This window comes from Brenneria sp. g21c3 (assembly GCF_040240345.1).
Lineage (GTDB): Bacteria > Pseudomonadota > Gammaproteobacteria > Enterobacterales > Enterobacteriaceae > Brenneria.
The window spans coordinates 37,437-55,490 of the sequence record NZ_JBEIAB010000017.1 but is presented as its reverse complement, the minus strand read 5'-3'; the positions used below and the strand labels follow the sequence as shown (position 1 = coordinate 55,490).

The following is an 18,054-nucleotide window of genomic DNA, read 5'->3' as shown; positions in this document are numbered from 1 at the left end:
TACCATGCTGGAGTTTTCTGATGCGATTAATTCACTTATTGCCGGGCATTATGCCGATCCCTTTTCGCTATTGGGGATGCATAAAACCTCACAGGGAATCGAGGTGCGCGCATTATTGCCTGATGCCCAGGACGTTTGGGTGGTGGAAACCCGTCGCGGTTGCAAAGTGGCGCAATTGCAACGTTATGATGAACGCGGTTTTTTTTGCGGCGTCTTGCCGCGCAGAAAAAATGCTTTTCACTATCAATTGGCTGTGACCTGGCAGCAGGAAACGTACCTGATTGAAGATCCTTATCGCTTCGGGCCGCTGTTGCAGGATCTGGATATCTGGTTACTGGCGGAAGGGACGCATTTACGCCCTTATGAACGCCTGGGCGCGCATGTGGAAACGCTGGACGGCGTGGCGGGTACGCGCTTTGCCGTCTGGGCGCCGAATGCGCGGCGGGTTTCCGTCGTCGGTCAGTTCAATTTCTGGGACGGCCGCCGCCACCCGATGCGTTTGCGCAAGGAAAACGGTATCTGGGAGCTGTTTCTGCCCGGCGTGGGGCAGGGGGAGTTGTATAAATATGAAATCATCGACCGTCATGGCCATGTCCGTCTGAAAGCCGACCCTTACGCTTTTGAAGCGCAGATGCGCCCGGATACCGCCTCGTTGATTACCGTCTTGCCGGAGAAAGCGCCGATCGATGAAGCGCGTCGCCAGGCCAATGGCTTGCAGGCGCCGATCTCGATTTATGAAGTGCATCTCGGTTCCTGGCGCAGACATACGGATAACAATTTCTGGCTTAGCTATCAGGAACTGGCGGAACAGCTTATCGCCTATATCAAGGAGATGGGGTTCACGCACATTGAACTGATGCCCATCAACGAACACCCGTTTGACGGCAGTTGGGGCTACCAGCCGCTCGGTCTGTATGCGCCGACGCGCCGCTTCGGCACGCCGCAGGATTTCAGAAAATTTATCGACGCCTTTCATGAGGCGGGCATCAACGTGCTGCTGGACTGGGTGCCGGGGCATTTCCCCGGCGATGAGTATGGTCTGGCGCAGTTCGACGGTACGGCGCTGTATGAATACGCCGATCCCCGCGAGGGGTTTCATCAGGACTGGAATACCCTGATCTATAACTATGGCCGCCATGAGGTGCGTAACTATCTGGCGGGCAACGCCCTGTTCTGGATGGAACACTACGGCATCGACGGTCTGCGGGTCGACGCCGTCGCCTCGATGATTTACCGCGATTACAGCCGCCTCGAGGGGCAATGGGTGCCGAATCACTACGGCGGCAGAGAGAATCTTGAGGCGATCGCGTTCCTGCGCTATACCAACCAGACGCTGGGCCACGCCGCGCCGGGCGTCATTACCGTGGCGGAAGAATCGACCGACTATCCGGGCGTGACCCTCCCTCCCGACTGCAACGGATTGGGATTTCATTACAAATGGAACATGGGCTGGATGCATGACACGCTGTCGTATATGCAGCTTGACCCGATTCACCGCAAATATCACCACGATCGGCTGACGTTCGGCCTGCTGTACGCCTACAGCGAAAATTTCGTCCTGCCGCTTTCCCACGATGAAGTCGTCCATGGCAAACGCTCCCTGCTCGACCGGATGCCCGGCGACGCCTGGCAGAAATTCGCCAATCTGCGGGCTTACTACGGCTTTATGTGGGCCTATCCCGGTAAAAAACTGCTGTTTATGGGCTGCGAATTCGCCCAGGGACGTGAATGGAATTACGACGCCAGTCTGGACTGGCATTTGCTGGACGAGCCGGAGGGCTGGCATCGCGGCGTGCAGCGCCTGGTGCGCGACCTCAATCATTGCTATCGCCGGCAGCCGCCGCTGTATCAATTGGATTTCCAGCCGCAGGGGTTTGAGTGGCTGGTGGCGGACGATCGGGAAAACTCGGTGTTTGCCTTTGTGCGGCGCGACGAGCAGGGCAATGAAATTCTGGTGGTCAGTAACTTTACCCCCGTTCCGCGCTACGGCTACCGCATCGGTATTAATCAGCCCGGCCGCTGGCGGGAAATTTTAAATACCGACTCCCATTACTACCACGGCGGCAATCTGGGTAATGAAGGCGCGGTTCACAGCGAAGAGATCGGTAGTCATCAGCGGCCGCAGTCGCTGGCGCTGACCATTCCTCCCCTGGCAACGTTGTATCTGGTGAGAGAGGCATGAATGACGGTATTGCAAACGGGCGGTCCAACCCCTCTGGGAGCGCGCTTTGATGGCGCAGGCGTTAATTTCGCGCTGTTTTCGGCACAGGCGCAGCGGGTGGAGCTCTGCCTGTTCGATGCGCATCAGCAGGAGCGGCGGCTGGAGTTAACCGCGCGCAGCGGCGATATCTGGCACGGCTATCTACCCGGCGCCAAACCGGGTTTGCGCTACGGCTTCCGGGTCGACGGGCCTTTCGACCCGGCGCAAGGCTTACGTTTTAACCCGCATAAGCTGTTGCTTGACCCGTGCTCCCGTCGGTTGGACGGCTGGGTGGCGGACGATGATTGCCTGCAAGGCGGCGTCGACGAGCGCGACGAGCGCGATAGCGCGGCGGTGATGCCCAAGTGCGTGGTCGTCGATGAAGATTACGACTGGCAGGACGATGCTTTTCCGCAGACGCCGTGGAGCCGGACCGTGATTTATGAAGCCCACGTGCGCGGGCTGACGCAATTGCACCCCGCTATCCCGCCGGCAATCCGCGGCAGCTATGCCGCGCTGGGCCACCCGGCGATTATCGATTATCTGCAAACGCTCGGCGTCACCGCGCTGGAACTGCTGCCGGTCCAGCAGCACGCCGACGAACCGCGGCTACAGCGCATGGGGCTGCGTAATTACTGGGGCTATAACGTGCTGCTGCCGTTCGCGGTGGATAACGGTCTGGCCGCCGGCGAGGATGCGCTGAACGAATTCCGCGATGCGGTTAAAGCGCTGCATCAGGCCGGTATCGAGGTCATTCTCGACGTGGTGTTTAACCACAGCGCCGAGCTGGACGCGGCGGGGCCGACCCTGTCGCTGCGCGGCATCGATAACCGCAGCTACTACTGGCTGGGCGAACGCGGCGAATACCATAACTGGACGGGCTGCGGCAACGTCCTGCGCCTTAACCACCCGGCGCTGGTCGACTGGGTGACGGACTGTCTGGTTTTCTGGCGCGAAACCTGTCGCGTCGACGGTTTCCGTTTCGATTTGGCGACGGTGCTGGGGCGCACGCCGGCATTCAACGCCGCGGCGCCGCTGCTGACGGCGATGAAAAACGACCGTCGGCTTGAGGGCTGCAAACTGATTGCCGAACCCTGGGATCTGGGCGACGGCGGCTATCAACTGGGGGGCTTCCCGCCGCCCTTCGCCGAATGGAGCGACCGCTATCGCGACGACATGCGCCGCTTCTGGCTGCATGGCGATGTTGCGCCCGGCGTTTTCGCCCGTCGTTTCGCCGCCTCCAGCGATATCTTCCAGCATCACGATCGCCTGCCTTACGCCTCGGTGAACAAACTGACCGCTCATGACGGTTTCACCCTGCGCGATCTGGTCAGCTTCAACCATAAACACAATGACGCCAACGGCGAGGATAACCGCGACGGCGCCGACAACAATTTCAGCAATAACCACGGCACGGAGGGGCTGGATGCCGACGAGGAGACGCAACGGCGGCGTCAGAATAGCCAGCGCTCATTGCTGACGACGCTGTTGCTCTCACAGGGGACGCCCATGCTGCTGGCGGGGGATGAACGGGGGAACAGCCAGCAGGGCAACAATAACGCGTATTGCCAGGATAACGAACTGACCTGGCTGCGCTGGGATGACGTCGACGAGGATCTGATCCGCTTTACCGCCGGGTTGATCCGCCTGCGCCGCGCGATACCGGCGCTGCAACAGGAAGGATGGTGGCGGGAAGGCGACGGCGCCGTGCAATGGCTGGATGCAACCGGGCGGCCGCTGACCGCGCAACAGTGGGAGCAGGGCGCTCCCAGGTTACAAATTTTGCTTTCGGAACGTTGGTTATTGCTGATCAACGCCAGCGAACGCCAGGAGGACTTCATTTTGCCGCCAGGGCCGTGGAAAGTCTCGCCTCCGTTCGATGGAAACGCGTACCGCATTAACGATGGGGTATGGCAAGGGCATGCACCGGCAGTCTGTATCCTTACAAAATAAGAAGGAGTGAGCCATGGTGAGTAACGACAAAAACGATCCCCTGATGCTGGCAAGACAATTACCGCTGAAGTCTGTGGCGCTCATTCTGGCGGGAGGCCGGGGAACCCGTTTAAAAGATCTGACGGCTTTGCGCGCCAAGCCCGCCGTTCATTTCGGCGGGATGTTTCGCATTATCGATTTCGCCCTGTCCAACTGCCTCAATTCCGGCATCCGCCGCATCGGGGTGATTACGCAATATCAGTCGCACACGCTGGTGCAGCATATTCAGCGCGGCTGGTCGTTCCTGAACGTGGAAATGAATGAGTTTATCGACCTGCTGCCTGCGCAGCAGCGTAACGCCGCCGCCGAACACTGGTATCGCGGCACCGCCGACGCGGTGTGTCAGAATCTGGATATTATCCGTCGTTACCGGGCGGAATATGTGGTGATTCTGGCGGGCGATCACATCTACAAGATGGATTATTCGCGCATGCTGATCGACCACGTCGAAAAAGGGGCGGAGTGTACCGTCGCCTGTCTGCCGGTGCCGCTGAAAGAGGCCAGCGCGTTTGGCGTCATGAGCGTCGACGCGCAGCATCGCATCCTCGATTTCAGCGAAAAACCGGCGCAGCCGATGCCGATGCCGGATAACCCGGAATTAGCGCTGGCGAGCATGGGAATCTATGTCTTCAATGTCGACTATCTCTATCGCCTGCTGGAAGAAGATCTCAGCGAGACGGAATCCAACCATGATTTCGGTCAGGATCTGATCCCGAAAATCGTCGCCCAACGCGCCGCCTGGGCCCATCCCTTTACCCTCTCCTGCGTCACCTCGGGCGACAGCAATCGCCCTTACTGGCGCGACGTCGGCACGCTGGAGGCTTATTGGCAGGCGAATCTCGATTTAGCGTCCGTGACGCCGGAGCTGGATATGTATGACCGCAGCTGGCCGATTCGCTCGGCGATTGAATCATTACCGCCGGCCAAATTCGTGCAGGACCATTCCGGCAGCCACGGTATGACCATGAACTCGCTGGTTTCGGGCGGTTGTATCGTGTCCGGTTCGGTGGTGACGCATTCGGTGCTGTTTCCCCGCGTGCGGGTCAATTCATTTTGCAGCATTGATTCGACGGTGTTGCTGCCGGACGTCGTCGTCGGCCGCTCCTGCCGTTTACGCCGCTGCGTCATCGATCGCGCCTGTCAGCTCCCGGACGGCACCGTTATCGGCGAAAACGCGGAAGAAGACAGCCGTCGGTTTTATCGCTCGGAAGAAGGGATCGTACTGGTGACGCGAGCGATGCTGGAAGCGGGGTAATCCCCGCCTAACACCCCGTCGTCCCCGCGGCAGTTGGCGGGGATCTGCTTTCGCCGGCGGCTCGGAGTTGCTGAGATTCCCGCCTGCGCGGGAATGACGAGGTAAGGGACGGGAATGACGGGTAACAAGAGATCATGAGATTGGGACAATTACAGGAGTAATGATGCGGGTATTACACGTTTGTTCAGAGTTATTTCCATTGTTGAAGACCGGCGGTTTGGCGGATGTTACCGGGGCATTGCCCGCAGCGCAGATTCAAGCCGGCATGGACGTCCGGGTTGTGCTGCCTGCGTTTCCCGATCTGAAGAAAGGTATTACCAATACGCAAATCGTGAGCGAACGGGATACGTTCGCCGGACAGGTCACTTTGCTGTATGGCTATTTTAACGGCGTCGGTATTTATCTGATCGACGCGCCGGCGCTGTATCAGCGAGCGGGCAGCCCCTACCACAATCCCGCGCAGTATGCGTATGCGGACAACTATTTACGCTTTGCGCTGCTGGGGTGGATGGGCTGCGAGCTGGCCGACGGGCTGGATCCTTACTGGCGGCCGGACGTGGTGCATGCCCATGATTGGCATGCCGGTTTGACGTGCGCCTACCTGGCCGCTCGCGGCAGACCGGCAAAATCGGTATTTACCGTCCATAATTTAGCCTATCAGGGTTTGTTCGACGCCCGACATATGGCCGAGCTGCAATTGCCGCCCGAATTTTTTCAGGTTTACGGGCTGGAGTTTTACGGACAGATTTCGTATCTCAAGGCGGGTCTCTATTACGCCGATCATGTGACCACGGTCAGTCCGACCTACGCGCATGAAATTACGTTGCCGGCATACGGCTATGGCATGGAGGGGTTATTAAAATCCCGTGAAGAAGAAGGGCGTCTGTCCGGCATTCTCAACGGCGTTGACGACGCCATCTGGAATCCGGCGCATGACTCGTTGCTGACCAGCCATTACAACCGGGATGTGCTGTTCAACAAGGCGGAGAATAAACGGCATCTGCAAACGGCAATGGGACTCAAACCGGATGAAAAAGCGCCGGTGTTCGCCATCGTCAGCCGTCTCACCAGCCAGAAAGGGCTGGATATCGCATTGAGCGCGGTGCCTGATTTGCTGGATCAGGGCGGACAACTGGTGGTGTTGGGGGCGGGGGATGCCGCCTTGCAGGAAGGATTTCTGGCCGCCGCGGCAAAGTATCACGGTCAGGTCGGGGTGCAGATCGGCTATCACGAAGCCTTCTCGCACCGCATTATCGGCGGGGCGGACGTCATTATGGTGCCGAGCCGGTTCGAGCCCTGCGGTTTAACGCAGCTTTACGGCCTGAAGTACGGCACGCTGCCGCTGGTGCGCCGCACCGGCGGACTGGCCGACACGGTTGCGGATTGTTCGCTGGAAAATCTGGCGGACGGTCTGGCGAGCGGTTTCGTCTTTAACGATAGCAACGTGGGATCGCTATCCAGGGCGATTCGCCGGGTATTTGTGCTGTGGGCGCGCCCGACGCTCTGGCGTTATGTGCAGCGTCAGGCCATGGCGATGGATTTTAGTTGGCAGGTCGCCGCGCAGGCTTATCGCGCGCTGTATCAACGCTTGTGGTAACCCTACTACTCACTGAGGGATGAATATTATGAACACGCCGTTTACGTATACTTCACCAACGCTCAGTGTGGAAGCGCTGAAACACTCTATCGCTTACAAGCTGATGTTCGCGATAGGCAAAGATCCGGCGATCGCCACCAAGCACGATTGGCTGAACGCCACGCTGCTGGCGGTGCGCGATCGTATGGTCGAGCGCTGGCTGCGTTCCAATCGGGCGCAACTGTCGCAGGATGTCCGTCAGGTTTATTACCTTTCGATGGAGTTTCTGCTGGGGCGCACGTTATCGAACGCATTACTGGCGATGGGACTGTATGAGGATTTGCAAGCCGCGCTGGACGGCATGGGGCTGGAGCTGGAAGATCTGCTTGAGGAAGAGAACGATCCGGGGCTGGGCAACGGCGGTCTGGGGCGGCTGGCGGCCTGTTTTCTGGATTCGCTGGCTACCATGGCGTTGCCGGGGCGCGGTTACGGCATCCGCTACGAGTATGGCATGTTCAAGCAGAACATCGTCAACGGGCAGCAGGCCGAATCGCCGGATTACTGGCTGGAATACGGCAACGCGTGGGAGTTCCCACGACACAGCACGCGCTACAAAGTGCGCTTTGGCGGCCGTATTCAGCAGGAAGGCGCTAAAGTCCGCTGGCTGGAAACCGAAGAGGTTATCGCCTGCGCCTATGATCAGATCATCCCCGGTTTTGATACTGACGCAACCAATACGCTGCGCTTGTGGAGCGCGCAGGCCAGTAATGAAATCAATCTGGGTAAATTCAATCAGGGCGACTATTTCGCCGCGGTGGAAGATAAAAACCATTCGGAAAACGTGTCGCGGGTGCTTTATCCTGACGATTCAACCTATTCAGGGCGCGAACTGCGACTGCGGCAGGAGTATTTCCTGGTTTCCGCCACGGTGCAGGACATCCTCAACCGCCACTGGTTGATGCATAAAACCTACGATAATCTGGCGGAAAAGTTTGCCATCCACCTGAATGATACCCACCCGGTACTGGCGATCCCGGAATTGATGCGGCTGTTGATTGACGAGCACAAGTTCAAATGGCAGGCCGCCTGGGATGTGGTCAGCAAGGTCTTTTCCTATACCAACCATACTCTGATGCAGGAAGCGCTGGAAACCTGGCCGGTGGATATGCTGGGCAAAATTTTGCCGCGCCATCTGCAATTGATTTTCGAAATTAACGAGTATTTTCTGGCGTTCGTGCAAAAAGAGATCCCCGACGACAACGATCTGTTGGCGCGGGTCTCCATCATTGAGGAGACCAACGGACGCAGAGTGCGCATGGCCTGGCTGGCGGTCGTCGCCAGCCATAAGGTCAATGGGGTATCGGAGCTGCATTCAGACCTGATGGTGCAATCGCTGTTCGCCGACTTCGCGCGTTTGTTTCCCAATCGCTTTTGCAACAAAACCAACGGCGTGACGCCGAGGCGCTGGTTGGCGCTGGCAAATCCTTCGCTCGCCAGAGTGCTGGACGATACCATCGGCCAGACCTGGCGTACCGATCTCAGCCAGCTTGACGAGCTAAAGCAGCATATCGACTATCCGGCGTTTGTGCAGCGCATCCGTCAGGCTAAATTAGAGAATAAAAAGCGGCTGGCGATTTATATCGCGGAAAACCTGAATATCGTGGTGAACCCGGAAGCGTTGTTCGACGTGCAGATTAAGCGGATTCACGAATACAAACGTCAGTTGCTCAATGTGCTGCACATCATCACGCTGTATAACCGCATTAAGGACGATCCTTCCCTTGATCGGGTGCCGCGCGTGGCGATTTTTGCCGGCAAGGCCGCATCGGCCTACTATATGGCCAAGCACATTATCAATCTGATCAACGATGTGGCGCAGGTGATCAACAACGATCCGGCGGTGCGCGATCGGCTGAAAGTGGTTTTTATCCCGAACTATAGCGTCAGTCTGGCGCAGATCATCATTCCGGCGGCGGATCTTTCCGAGCAGATCTCGCTGGCGGGGACGGAAGCCTCCGGCACCAGCAATATGAAATTCGCGCTGAATGGCGCGTTGACCATCGGCACCCTGGACGGGGCGAACGTGGAAATGCTGGAGCACATCGGCGAAGAAAACATGTTTATTTTCGGTAATACCGCCGATCAGGTGGAAGCGCTGCGCCAAAACGGTTACAACCCGCGCGAATATTACGATCAGGATGATGAACTGCACCGGGTGCTGACGCAGATCGCCACCGGCGTCTTCAGCCCGGACGACAGCCGGCGCTATAGCGATCTGTTTGATTCACTGGTGAATTTCGGCGACTACTATCAGCTGCTGGCCGACTACCGCAGCTATGTCGATACGCACGATCGGGTGGATGAGTTTTACCGTAACGAGGACGAATGGACGCGCAGCACCGCGTACAATATCGCCAGCATGGGTTATTTCTCCTCCGACCGCACCATCGGCGAATATGCCGAGGAAATCTGGAATATCAAGCCGATACGGTTGTAGCGGTTGATTGGCCGGCAAAGTTTAACACTCCGCCATTCCTGCCCCCCTCCCAGCCTCCCCCTTGTCAGGGGGAGGCGCTGATTTACCCGCACGCTTCCAGCTCGAATGCTGCGTTAATCCGGTATTTTACCCCGGCGACGACGCCGTTTTCCCCTTCATATACCACCAGAAAGCGGGTGCGCTCGCCGTCGTGATAAGTCAATGCGGCGCAGCCGCCTTTACCCAGCACCAACGTGTTGACGCTGCCCGATGACGTCACCACCGCATTCTCGCCGGTGGCCGTGATTGACGCGTTGTCGCCCGCATTGCTGATGCGGCTTTCACTGCCTGCCGCGCCGAGCTTGCACATATCTCCCACATTGGCGATGCTCGACGATTCGCCTACGCTGCCGATATAGCAGCGCATGCCGCTGTTGGCCGTGTGCGAGCCGCGTCCCGCGCTGCTGATTTTGACGGAGTTTCCGCTGTTGCTGATACGCGTTCGTCCGCCAAGGCTGCCGATGCGGCTGTGTTGACCGGTATTGCTGATCTTCGCGGCAAAACCGGCGCTGACGAGTTGGCAGGCGTGGCCCACGCTGGCAATGCCGCTGTTTTCGCCGGCATTGCCGATAAAATTATAGGGGCCGGATAACGCGATTTTACTGTGCAAACCAATGCAGCCGATATCCAGCGCCGGGTCGCTCGCGGCCAACCGCGTTTCGCCGGGGGAGCCTGACGCGCATTCTCCGGCATGGGGGCGGGGTTTTACCTGAACAACGCGGCTGTTGCCGTTCGTCAACTGTTCAACCATCGCCTGTATGGCGCTGAGTTCCTGCGTCATAAAGCGGGGCGAACCGGCGCCGAGCGCATAGCTGTATTCCACCAGACTCTCCAGCCATTCGGTATATCCGTCATGCATCAGCGCATGGTGAATATCCTGATATTCCGCGCCTTGCGGAAAGCGACGCAGGAACCAGCGATAAATTTGCGGACTGACCTGTAGCGCGTGTAGCTGCTGTTTGGTGATTTTTTTCATTCTCGCCTGCCGTTGCGTGCCGCTTTAGTGGCGATGGTAACCATCAATCATGCAGCGGAATGTCTGGGTCGGCGTCCGGCCGGTGGTGCATAGATAAATATGCCCGCACAGGAAAAACAGACCGGCGACGGCCAGCGCCAGGTGCAGCGGCAGCAGCCAGGCTTTGATCAGCACAAAATCGGCCGGCAGCCAGAGCGGATTGCTTAACAGTACGCCGGTTATCAGCAATGCGGGCAGCAGCGCGTACATCACGCCGAGGTAAGCGACCTGCTGTAGCGGATTAAACTTGGCGCGCGGCGTGGCCGGGAAGGGGTGATCTTCTCCTCTGATAATGCCGTACAGATAAAAGCGAACCTGTAAAAAAGCGCGTCGTCCCCAGCTATGACGGTCGATCAGATAATGATGTCCGTTGTCGCCGAAGGCATTAATCAGGACAAACGCCAGCCAACTGATTAATAACAGATAGCCGCATACCTCATGCAGGGCGACCAGCATGATGGTGTCTTTCACCGAGCCCACGGCGAAGTGGTTGAGCAGCCCGCTGGCGAGCAGCAGAATAAACAGCGACGCGTTGCTCCAGTGCCAGAGGCGGATGGCCCGTGAATAGAGATACACTTTTTCTTCATGTGACGGCGCGTGAGGTGGCGCGAGCTTGTAACGCAGCAGCCCGTGCAGCGTTAACACGCCCAGCATGCCCGCAAATAACACCCCGGCCAGAATCAGCCATACCGGCCAGAAATCAGGCGTATAGATATAAACATATTGGTAGAGCTGTTCCTGAAACAGCGCTGCGTTCGGCATAATATTCATACATTCACCTTTTCGACGTCATGCGGGCCGGGGCGGCGATAAATATGCGGCTTACCGACATCAGGCAATTGGTATTGATAATATTCATGCGTTTTCAGCCAGGTTTGCACGACGTCGCTGTCCTCGCGCCCAAAAATGAGCGCGCTCTGCGGGCAGGCGCTGACGCAAATGGGCGGAAAGCCTTTTTTCAGCCGGGATTCCAGACAGAAATCGCACTTGTCGGCGACGCGTGTGGTGGGATTAAGGTAACGCACCTGATACGGGCAGGCGGAAATGCAGTAGCTACAGCCGATGCATTTCGCTTTGTCGACCCGTACGATGCCGGTGCCGTCATCCCGGTAAGATGCGCCGGTCGGGCATACGGAGATGCAGGGCGCATCTTCGCACTGTTGGCAGGAATGACGGAAAAAGTGATAAATATTTCCCTGCTCCGGCGGCGTCATCGCAATATGGGCGATGCTCATACGCGCCGCGCCGACCGGGACTTTGTTCACTTTATGGCAGGCCACGGTGCAAATATTGCAGCCGTTACACCGCACTTCGTCGTGGATCATGGCGTAGCGCGCCGGTTTGCTTTTATTGGTTCCGCCGAAGGCGGAGAAGATCGGCGCGCTAAAAAAAATCACCGATCCCATGCCGAGGACAAATTTACGGCGTGAGCATGTCATCTTCCCTGCCTCCCAGAAAATGAATCGTTCAAAATCGGTTTTATTCGCGGTATCAACACTCGCTTTTTCATCGGTTCTCCAATGCGCCGGGCCGCGACTGCACGATGTCGGTCTTTTTCCCGTCGCGCGTTGATGGAAAATGGTTAAGGATTTTCATACTGTTCAACTTCAATCCATTCACATAGCCCCCAGGCCTTGCCGCGGCTCATGAACCGTTCACTGAACAAATAGGGCTCGCCGTTGGAGGCCGTGATGAGACGGATATCCTCAAATTCCTCAGACTGCTCGAAAAAGCGGAGCGCGCCGTCAATCTTTTCCTGATCGAAGGCGTAGGGCGGAAATCGCAGCATTTGCACCTTGTAAGGCCGCGGATAGGTTTGGCACTCGAAGCGGACGGTGTCCGCAATGGTTTTACAGATGTCCTGCTCGTGAGTGAAAACCAGAATCCGCGCATAGTTGTGACTCATGCTTTGATCCGAGTAGTAATACTGCGTTTCATCGTTGCCGATGGCGATAATGTCCGCGCAGCTATCGCTAGCGCCAATCTGTTCAAACAGCAGGCCGACGGTTTCCTCATCCAGTAAGTAAGGGGCCGTCTGAAGGCTCCGTCTGTCAACCAATTCGCCCGCGGCCGAACAGCGGCGGATATAATCCGCGACGGCTAAAAACGGCGCTTTCTGTTCGCTAACGTCGTTTGCCGCGGCATCGTCGTCCGCCGTTGCCGTAGGCCGCGGGGATAACGGCAGCAATAACCGTCTTCTGCTCATATCCAGCGGCGCGTCGTGTCGCTCTTCCGGCTCGGATGCCCCCGATGTGAATGATGTTGTGGTAGTCATGATCAATATCGCTATGCCGGGAGCAAATTACGCGCCGCCAGATCGTCGGCGATGTCTTCCATACCCAGTCTGATCAGCGTTTCCCGGGTCGGACAGCCGAGTTCGGGATCCCAACCCATTGCCGTATAGAACATCGTCAGGGATTTTTGCATATCCGCCCGATCCATCTTGTCGGTGCCTTCGGTAAACACCTGGATATCGGGATCTTTATCGAAAACCCAGTCGCAGATCTGATCGTGCTCGTGACGCATATCTTTGGTGTTCATCAACTTGACGGTGTAAGCGCGATGCAGGGTGAAGATGCGTTCGGCGGCCAAATCCAGACTGGCTTCCGTGGTGGGTTCCCCGGTCACCGCCGCGAAGAACTTGGCTTCCATGCCTAAGTCGCCGCGATAGCCACGGCTTTTGAGCGGTGAGGCGGTCATCGGCCAGACCCAGTTGCACAACGTAATGGCGTCATGCAGGCAGCTTCTGAAGATGGTCCATTGGGCATACTTCACTTTGTATTCGTTGATCGGGGTGTAATTCTTGGTGTCGTCGTAAGCATCGGGAGAACCGAATAATTCGCCGGCAATCTCTTTTTTCAGCGCCAACGGCAGTCCGCTGCCGATGTAGTTAATGTGGGTGTGCGTCATGGCATCGCGGTTAAACATGCAGTTGACGATCGACCCCACCTGCGCGGAGGCTTCATTGGCGTGGTGTACAGGGAAACCCATCGGCGACCAGAGCTTGTTCTTTTTGTCATTCCAGTAGGCGTCGCCCAGATCCCAGCGTTTGGCGATTTCATAAGAACCGTCGGCCAAATGGCTGAGTTCCCCGATACGATGCGCCAGCCGATGGTAAAAGTCCTTGATGAAGGCCGGATCGCCGGCTTCCAGCTGATCCCAACGGATGGCGTTGTATTCTTCGGCGGGCAGGACGCGTTTGAAGACGCCGTGGCTATAGCAGTAGATGAAATCGCGGTGCAACTGACCGTAATTGCACCATAGCCCCATGTCGTCAAAAATATTGAGTCCGACCAGATTGCCCACCACCTTGCCGTCGCCCTTTTCATCAAAATCTTTCGGCCCGTGCGGGAAGATGCTGGTGTGGACAAAGTTCGCCACACAGGTATTGCCGCCGGTGGCCGGTACGCCATATTGACTGGCCTGAGGGACGTGCAACTGCGACATACAGCGGATGGGGCAGGAGTGGCATCCGCCCATTTTTACCGTGTATTTTTCCGCCGCCGGGCCGAGATCGAAGACGGATTTCATGGTGCGGAAGCCCACGGTATTCTGGTTGCCGGGGGGAATTTCGCCGGTTTCCACCGGGCCGCCTTCCGCGGCTCCCCAGAACAGCCCCTTGCGCGCGGTCCAACGTGATTTCGGATCCGAGTATTCCGCCCAGGCTTGCGGGGTGCTGGGAACGACATGGTTGTTATTCGCGCCGATAAGCTCGGTCATCATGTAGTCGTTCAGGTTTTTCAGTTCTTCCCGATTGGCGACGTTGACGCCCTGGGTGCCGATGACCGAGATGGCTTTAAGATTCTTGGAGCCCAGCACCGCGCCCGTCCCGGCGCCGCCGCTGTGGTTACGGCTGTTCAGAATGCCGGACAACGGCACCAGATTTTCTCCGGCCGGGCCGATAGCGGCAACGCAGGCTTCGACATTGGTGGTGCGACAAATTTCTTCCGTGGTTTCCCGCGTGCCTTTTCCCCACAGGAACGCGGCATTTTCAATACTGACCTTATCGTCCTGAATATTAATCCACACCGGTCTGGGCGATTTCCCCTCGATAATAATGGCGTCGTAGCCGGCGTATTTCATATAGGCAGCGAAAAAACCGCCCATATGCGCATCGACGACTAAATGATCGCGGGTATAGGTAGATAATGAGGTGATATTAACGCGTGAACTACAAGGGGCGCCGGAGCCGGTTAATGGCCCGACGGCAAACACCACCTTATTGGCTTCGTCAAAAGGTTTGGTTCCCGGCGCCACCTCGTCGTACATGATTCTGTAGCCAAATCCCATTCCGCCAATAAATTTTTTATATTCGCTGGAATCTTCTTTGGTGATAGCGCCGGTGCTTAAATTGATTCGTAATATATTGCCAGTCCAACCGTTGATCATAATTTATTTCCTGCATGTGGGGCATCGTCACCGATAAATGGATAGCGATAAAAGCCGGGTGATTTAAACCGTAATCTCTTTCCAGTCGATGATGCTCAATGCGCCTGTAGGGCATGCGGCGGCGCACTCTCCGCATAAATTGCACTTACCGGACTTTTTGATCTGCGGATTAACTGTCGCCATCATCCACGGACAGGCGGTAGTGCAGGCGGAACAACCGATACAGCGTCGGTCATCGACAGTTATACAGCCGCGTTCCTCGTTATAGGCGATGGCTTTTATCGGGCAGACCTTCATACATTCGGGGTCTTTACACTGTCGACAGGTATCGGTGGTGAAATTAAGGTCGCCATACAGCCCGCCGCCGGAGCCGATGCCGCCGTCGCCGTAATAAAAATGACGGTGGATTTTCACCCGAGAGAAGAAGGAGCCAACGCTGCCGTAGTTATAGGCGGTGCAGGCGGTTTCACAGCGGTGGCAGCCCGTGCATCGGGCTCTTTTCGTCACCAGTACGCCTTTCGGTGTGGTGGTCAGCCCGACGTTGCCGCTGTTGATGTCTTCTTGTCTGCATCCCAATAAGGACAGCAGCGCCGGCGCGATAGTTATTCCTGCCAGGCCCTTGCCTGAAATGCGCAGGAACTCCAGTCTTGTTAATCCCAGATCCAGTAAAGGACGTTCAACCTGATTAGGCATTTAATTCTTATCCCCCGCATACCCGAATATCCCCTTTAACTTTCAAGTTGCAGAGGCGTCACCACCCGCGTGCTGAAACTTATCAGGAATAAATAAGCATAAATAAAACCTATAGCAAAATGTCAAAGATAAAATCGGCTGAAAATAAAGAGGCGACCTGATTTGAATATCGTTATATATTTATGTGAATAACGGTTGGCGTTTCCTGTTTAATTTCACCAATGGCATCCGATCAATTTGCTACCGATCCGATGTTCAGCGGCACATATAATGACTTTTCATACCCTAATGACGACCCTATTTCACGGTAGGTCACGCCTTTTACTATATGCCATTTTTATCTTTTTTATTAACCTTATTTATCCTGTGGTTATAATTTTTTTTATTATGTGATTAATGTCTTATAAATTATTTGTTTTTAATATAGTTATGCTTATTGATTCTTATTATTATTTAGAAGGCTAAAGGTTAAATAATTAATAAATATTTTTTGTGATAAGAATGTATAGTTCGTCATTTAGGTTAAATAATATTATTAATGGTTAATAATAGTTGTTTGTTTGTTATTTTTTGGCATGTCAGTGGAGGCGGGAATATCGGGAATTGATTGGGCTGGAATAATATTCTTTTTTGATTTATCTCGTAATATATGAAAATAAAGGGATGGATTAAAAATGATATACGCGCGGTTTCGGCTGGGGGATAAGCGATTTTGATGGTGAGAAATAACGGGAAAACGGCGTCGATACGATTTGGTGATGCAAAACGTTTACGAAGATGTAAACGTTTTGCTGGAGAGGAATTAATCGACTTTTGCCGCCTGATGGCGGTATGTATCCAGCCATTCGCTGATGCGCTGTTGCTGCGATTCATTTAACCACATACCCAATTTGGTACGGCGCCAGATCACATCGTCCAGTGCGACAGCCCACTCTTTGTCCACCAGATAGCGCAATTCCGCTTCATACAAATCATGACCAAAATGTTCGCCCAGGTCGCTGAGTCCCTTGCTATTCGCCAGAATCAACTCGCTGTGCGACCCGTATGTCCGGCTGTAGCGGCGGGCCAGCGCTTCCGGCAGATTAAAGCGGCGGCGCAGGGCGGCCGTATATTCATCACGCGAGCCGGCGATATCGCCGCCGGGCAGCACGGCGTCTTTGGTCCAGGCTTTGCCCGCCTGAGGATAGTATTTTTCTAATTTATCCAGCGCATGCTCCGCCAGCTTGCGATAGGTGGTCAGCTTGCCGCCGAATACGGATAACAGCGGTGCCTGACCCTGTTCATCGCTAACCGACAGCGTGTAATCGCGGGTGATGGCTTGCGGAGAATCTGATTCATCATCGCACAGCGGACGCACGCCGGAATAGGTCCAGACAATATCCTGACGGCTGAGCGGTTGTTTGAAGTGATCGTTATAGACGTCCAACAGGTAGTCGATTTCGCCCTCATCGATTTTTACCTGATGGGGATCGCCGTGATATTCCACATCGGTGGTGCCGATGATGGAGAACTCATCCTGCCAGGGGATCACAAAGACAATGCGATGATCTTTATTCTGTAGAATGTAGGCCTGCGGCTGATCGTGGACTTTAGGGACGACAATATGGCTGCCTTTGATCAGACGGATGCCATAGGGGGATTTTAGCTGTAAGCCGTCATCAAAAAATTGCCTTACCCACGGGCCGGTGGCGTTGACCAGACCTTTGGCGCGCCAGGTGAGCGTTTCCCCGCTGAGTGAGTCGACGACTTCAACCACCCACACTCCTTGTTCGCGGCGGGCGCTGACGACCCTGGCGCGGGTACGCACTTCGCCGCCGTGCTTAGCGGCTTCCTGCGCATTCAGCACCACCAAACGCGCATCATCCACCCAACAGTCAGAATACTCGAAACCCTGGGTCAATTCCGGCTTCAATACCGAGCCTACGCCGAATTTCACGCTTTTGCTGGCCGGCAGGCTGACGCGTTTGCCAATGTGGTCGTACATAAACAAACCGATACGGATCATCCACGCCGGGCGCAGATGCGGCTGATGCGGCAAGCGAAAGCGCATGGGGAAAATGATATGAGGCGCCATTTTCAGCAGGGTTTCACGTTCGGAGAGCGCTTCGCTGACCAAACGAAACTCATAATGTTCCAGATAGCGTAAACCGCCATGAATCAATTTAGAACTGGCGGAGGAAGTGGCGCAGGCCAGATCCTGCGCTTCCAGTAGCAGGACGGATAATCCACGCCCTGCGGCATCGGCGGCGATGCCGGCGCCGTTGATGCCGCCGCCGATCACAATCAGATCTTTGGTTTCCACGTTGTTCCTCCACCGTAAAATTAAATGTTCGTTTTCGAGCATTATAATAATCGTAAACAAACAAAGTAGCCAATAGTTAACCAAATAAAAACATTT

Annotated in this window: 12 protein-coding genes; 5 read left to right on the top strand and 7 right to left on the bottom strand. The window is 55.9% G+C overall.

What is annotated here, in order from left to right; all coding sequences use genetic code 11:
* The first annotated feature begins 4 nt into the window (after positions 1 to 4).
* The 5 genes from glgB (at position 5) to glgP (ending at position 9,520) form a co-directional block, all read left to right on the top strand.
* Positions 5 to 2,182, top strand: coding sequence for a 1,4-alpha-glucan branching enzyme (glgB, locus tag ABRZ28_RS19655; protein WP_330521241.1), 2,178 nt, complete (start codon positions 5 to 7; stop codon positions 2,180 to 2,182).
* Positions 2,183 to 4,153, top strand: a complete 1,971-nt coding sequence (gene glgX / locus ABRZ28_RS19650; RefSeq protein ID WP_330521240.1) for a glycogen debranching protein GlgX — start codon at positions 2,183 to 2,185, stop codon at positions 4,151 to 4,153.
* 13 nt (positions 4,154 to 4,166) lie between these two features.
* A complete protein-coding gene (gene glgC / locus ABRZ28_RS19645) occupies positions 4,167 to 5,447 on the top strand; it encodes a glucose-1-phosphate adenylyltransferase (RefSeq protein ID WP_319605784.1) in 1,281 nt (426 codons plus the stop codon).
* Positions 5,448 to 5,610: 163 nt separating this feature from the next.
* Positions 5,611 to 7,044: a glycogen synthase GlgA gene (gene glgA, locus ABRZ28_RS19640; RefSeq protein ID WP_319605828.1), complete on the top strand. Its 1,434-nt coding sequence runs from the start codon at positions 5,611 to 5,613 to the stop codon at positions 7,042 to 7,044.
* A 28-nt stretch (positions 7,045 to 7,072) separates the two neighbouring features.
* Positions 7,073 to 9,520, top strand: coding sequence for a glycogen phosphorylase (gene glgP / locus ABRZ28_RS19635; RefSeq protein WP_319605785.1), 2,448 nt, complete (start codon positions 7,073 to 7,075; stop codon positions 9,518 to 9,520).
* Positions 9,521 to 9,602: 82 nt separating this feature from the next.
* Here glgP and ydhT read toward each other — a convergent pair whose 3' ends face one another.
* The 7 genes from ydhT to glpD all read right to left on the bottom strand — a co-directional run bounded on the left by ydhT (position 9,603) and on the right by glpD (position 17,958).
* A complete protein-coding gene (gene ydhT / locus ABRZ28_RS19630) occupies positions 9,603 to 10,535 on the bottom strand; it encodes a protein YdhT (protein ID WP_319605786.1) in 933 nt (310 codons plus the stop codon).
* Positions 10,536 to 10,559: 24 nt separating this feature from the next.
* Positions 10,560 to 11,345 (bottom strand): thiosulfate reductase cytochrome B subunit, encoded by a 786-nt coding sequence (gene phsC / locus ABRZ28_RS19625; RefSeq protein WP_319605787.1) that lies wholly within the window; start codon positions 11,343 to 11,345, stop codon positions 10,560 to 10,562.
* The gene (locus tag ABRZ28_RS19620; protein WP_319605788.1) at positions 11,342 to 12,013 is read right to left on the bottom strand and encodes a 4Fe-4S dicluster domain-containing protein; all 672 of its coding nucleotides are present in this window, start codon (positions 12,011 to 12,013) and stop codon (positions 11,342 to 11,344) included. The genes phsC and ABRZ28_RS19620 overlap by 4 nt, the downstream gene beginning before the upstream one ends.
* A gap of 143 nt (positions 12,014 to 12,156) precedes the next feature.
* Positions 12,157 to 12,849 carry a YdhW family putative oxidoreductase system protein gene (locus ABRZ28_RS19615; RefSeq protein ID WP_330521238.1) on the bottom strand — a complete coding sequence of 231 codons (693 nt, stop codon included), beginning with the start codon at positions 12,847 to 12,849 and terminating at the stop codon, positions 12,157 to 12,159.
* A gap of 11 nt (positions 12,850 to 12,860) precedes the next feature.
* Positions 12,861 to 14,963, bottom strand: coding sequence for an aldehyde ferredoxin oxidoreductase (locus ABRZ28_RS19610; protein ID WP_330521237.1), 2,103 nt, complete (start codon positions 14,961 to 14,963; stop codon positions 12,861 to 12,863).
* A 63-nt stretch (positions 14,964 to 15,026) separates the two neighbouring features.
* Positions 15,027 to 15,656 (bottom strand): ferredoxin-like protein, encoded by a 630-nt coding sequence (locus tag ABRZ28_RS19605; protein ID WP_319605791.1) that lies wholly within the window; start codon positions 15,654 to 15,656, stop codon positions 15,027 to 15,029.
* Positions 15,657 to 16,458: 802 nt separating this feature from the next.
* Entirely contained in the window at positions 16,459 to 17,958 is a 1,500-nt protein-coding gene (glpD, locus tag ABRZ28_RS19600) for a glycerol-3-phosphate dehydrogenase (RefSeq protein ID WP_330521236.1), read from the bottom strand.
* Positions 17,959 to 18,054: the final 96 nt, after the last annotated feature.

What these genes read in the sequence shown, in the direction of transcription:
- glgB (WP_330521241.1), top strand. Translation starts at nt 5, where the DNA reads ATGCTGGAGTTTTCTGATGCGATTAATTCACTTATTGCCGGGCATTAT.
- ABRZ28_RS19605 (WP_319605791.1), bottom strand. Translation starts at nt 15,656, where the DNA reads ATGCCTAATCAGGTTGAACGTCCTTTACTGGATCTGGGATTAACAAGA.
- ABRZ28_RS19610 (WP_330521237.1), bottom strand. Translation starts at nt 14,963, where the DNA reads ATGATCAACGGTTGGACTGGCAATATATTACGAATCAATTTAAGCACC.
- glgC (WP_319605784.1), top strand. Translation starts at nt 4,167, where the DNA reads ATGGTGAGTAACGACAAAAACGATCCCCTGATGCTGGCAAGACAATTA.
- ABRZ28_RS19615 (WP_330521238.1), bottom strand. Translation starts at nt 12,849, where the DNA reads ATGACTACCACAACATCATTCACATCGGGGGCATCCGAGCCGGAAGAG.
- phsC (WP_319605787.1), bottom strand. Translation starts at nt 11,345, where the DNA reads ATGAATATTATGCCGAACGCAGCGCTGTTTCAGGAACAGCTCTACCAA.
- glgP (WP_319605785.1), top strand. Translation starts at nt 7,073, where the DNA reads ATGAACACGCCGTTTACGTATACTTCACCAACGCTCAGTGTGGAAGCG.
- ABRZ28_RS19620 (WP_319605788.1), bottom strand. Translation starts at nt 12,013, where the DNA reads ATGACATGCTCACGCCGTAAATTTGTCCTCGGCATGGGATCGGTGATT.
- ydhT (WP_319605786.1), bottom strand. Translation starts at nt 10,535, where the DNA reads ATGAAAAAAATCACCAAACAGCAGCTACACGCGCTACAGGTCAGTCCG.
- glgX (WP_330521240.1), top strand. Translation starts at nt 2,183, where the DNA reads ATGACGGTATTGCAAACGGGCGGTCCAACCCCTCTGGGAGCGCGCTTT.
- glgA (WP_319605828.1), top strand. Translation starts at nt 5,611, where the DNA reads ATGCGGGTATTACACGTTTGTTCAGAGTTATTTCCATTGTTGAAGACC.